1 protein-coding gene is annotated in these 3,107 nt (G+C 66.7%); it reads left to right on the forward strand.

Annotation, left to right across the window (positions count from 1 at the left end; translation table 11 throughout):
- Positions 1 to 3,107: efflux RND transporter permease subunit (locus tag BIS11_RS13765; protein WP_253586306.1), on the forward strand; the 3,107-nt coding region annotated here is incomplete at both ends.

Below are 3,107 nucleotides of genomic sequence, written 5' to 3' on the forward strand. Positions count from 1 at the left end.
TTCTTCCTCAAGCCGATCTTCGGCATTCTGCTCACGATCACGATGCTGCTGGGCGGGCTGTTCGCCTACTCGGCGCTGGTCAAGGAGGCGCTGCCGGCGCTCGACATTCCCCAGGCGAGCATCACCACGACCTGGGCCGGGGCGGACCCGCGCTCGGTGGAATCCGAGATCACCGACCGCATCGAGGACGAGATCACCACGCTCAGCGGCGTCAACTCGGTCAACAGCGCCTCCTTCGATTCGCTGTCGGTGATCTCCGTCGAGTTCGATGCCTCCGTCGATACCACCGACGCCATGACCCGGCTGCGCGCCGCGGTGGCGGACGCGGAGTCCGGTTTTCCCTCCGAGGTCGAAAGCCCCAACATTCGCCAGAGCTCGGTGGATGACCGGCCGATTCTGACGCTGGCGCTGCACGGCAACGCCGACTCGGTGACCCTCAACCAGACCGCCCGGCAGATTCGCGACGCGCTGGAGCGGGTGCAGGGCGTCAACGAGGTCAACATCGGCGGCGAGCGCGAGGATATCGTGCAGATCCTGCTCGACCCGGCGCGGCTGCTGGCACTCGGCCTGTCGCCCACGCTCATCCGCGATGCGGTGCAGCAGGCCAATATCGAGCAGCCCTTCGGCGAGGTGCGAAGCCAGAACATGGGCGCCGTGGTGCGCCTGGAAGGCCGCTTCTCCGATATCGACGACCTGCGCGCCCTGCCGGTGGTGCGCCTCGAGAACAACCAGAGCTCGCGGGCGCTGACGCTGGGCGAGGTCGCCACGGTCTCGCGCATGCAGGAAACCGAAACCTCGCGCGCCTTTTTCAGCGAGCGGGGCGACGACTTCGACGCGTCGCTCGAAATCTCCATCACCAAGGCGCCGGGTGCGGATACCGTACAGCTGGTCGAACGCATTCGCGCCACGCTCGCCGACCTCGAGGCGGCCAATACCTGGCCCGAGCAGGTCGAGTACTCGGTGCTTCAGGACGATGCGGTCCAGATCTGGGACTCGCTGACCGAGGTGTTCGTCAGCGCGATGCAGACCATGGTGGTGGTGTTCATCATCCTGTTCGTCACCATTTCCTGGCGCGAGGCGATCGTCGCGGGGCTGGCGGTACCCGTCACCTTCGCCGGCGTGCTCTTGGTGGTGTGGCTGTTCGGCTACTCGCTCAACGAGCTGGTGATCATCGGCATGGTGATCGCGCTGGTGATGATCATCGACGTCTTCATCATCCTGATGGAGGGGCTGCACGACGAGATCTACCGCAACGGCTGCACCTTCGGCCAGGCGGTGCTGGTCACCGTGCGCCGCTACACGGTGCCGATCTTCGCCGCCCAGGTGACCACGCTTCTGGCCATGGCGCCGCTGATGTCGATCGGCGGCACCATGGGCGAGTTCATCCGCGTGCTGCCGACGACGATCATCATCTGCCTGGTGCTCTCCTTCGTGGTGGCGATGCTCTGCGCGGTGCCGCTCTCGCGGGGGCTTCTGGGCAAGCAGCGCCGCCCGGACGGGGAGGAGAAACTCGGGCTTGCCGACCGCGTCACCCAGCGCGCCGTTGCAGGGCTGGAGGGCTGGAGCAACCGTCATATCGTGGCCAGCCGCGTTCGCGCCTGGCTTTGGGTGCTGGGGGCGGTGGCGCTGTTCGTGGTCGCGATCGTGGCGTTCACCCAGTCGCGGCTGGAGCTCTTCCCGGCGGCGGACGGCGAGCGCCTGGGCATCAACATCGAGCTTCCCCCCACCGCGCCGCTGGAAACCTCCCAGGAGGTGGCCGATCAGGTCGGCGAAATGCTGCGCGAGAAGCCCTACTTCGAGAGCATCATCAAGCTGGTGGGGCTCAAGAGCCCGTTCGCCGGCGGCTCTGCGGCCACGTCGCTGCAGCCCAGCGAAGCCGAGAACTACATCGGCTTCTCGGCGATGTTCAAGGCGCGCGAAGCGCGGGACGCCGACTCCTACGTGCTGGCGGAGTCGCTGCGCGAGGAGCTTGCCGCGTATCTTGCGCAAAACGTCGCCGGCGCCGAGCTTCTGGTGGTGCCGGAAAGCAGCGGCCCCTCGCCCGGCGACCCCATCGAGATACAGCTGGTGGGCGGCAGCATGGAGACGCTCAAGGCGCTCTCGCTGGAGGTGCAGCAGGTGCTCTCCTCGACGCCGAACGTGGTCGACGTGCGCGACAACCTGGGCGCGCCGCAGCCGCAGCTGGCGCTGCGCCCCGACCGCGACGCGATGAGCTTTTTCGATATCTCCTACGACGAGCTGGCCTCGCAGATCCGTATCGCCTACAGCTCGGACATCATCGGCACCTTCGCTACCTCCGACGACACCGACGATATCGATATCCGCCTGGGCACGCAGTGGCCGAGCCGGCCCGGCGAAGCCGGCGGGCCGAGCAACGTCGAGGAGTTCTCGCAGGTGCGCGCCTATCTTTCCGACGGCGGCTCCATCGCCATGTTCCAGCTGTTGAACCCGTCGCAGTCCGAAGGCGCGATCGCCATTTCCCACGTCGACGGCGAGCGGGCGCTGACGGTGTTGGCCAAGAACCAGGGCCGCACCGTCACCGAGATCATGAACGACGTCGCCCCGCGCCTTGCGGAGCTGCAGCAAGACTGGCCCGCCGGCTACCGGGTGAACGTGGGCGGCGAGTCCGCCGAGACCGCCGACACCGTCGGCTCGATCGGGATCGCCATGGTCGTGGCCATCGTGCTGGTCGTCGGGGTGCTGGTGATCGTGTTCAGCAGCTTCCGCCAGGCGCTGATCATCTTCGCCACCATGCCGCTGGCGATCATCGGCACCGCCATCGGCTTCTGGGCGTTCGGCATCTCGTTCTCGTTCTTCGCCATGATCGGGCTGGTGTCGCTGATCGGGATCGCGATCAACAACGGCATCATCATGGTCGACACCATGAACAGCTTCTTGAAGGAGGGCATGAACGTGGCCGAAGCCGCCTCGGCGGGCGCGGCGAGGCGCCTGCGCCCGCTGCTGACCACCGCGGTGACCACGATCGTGGGGCTGGTGCCGCTTGCCATCAGCAGCGAAAGCTACCGACCGCTGACGCTGGTGATCATCTTCGGGCTGATCTCGGCCACACTGCTGGCGCTTCTGGTGGTGCCGGCGCTCTACTACCT

The organism is Halomonas sp. 707D4, from assembly GCF_024158685.1.
Classification (GTDB): Bacteria; Pseudomonadota; Gammaproteobacteria; order Pseudomonadales; family Halomonadaceae; genus Vreelandella.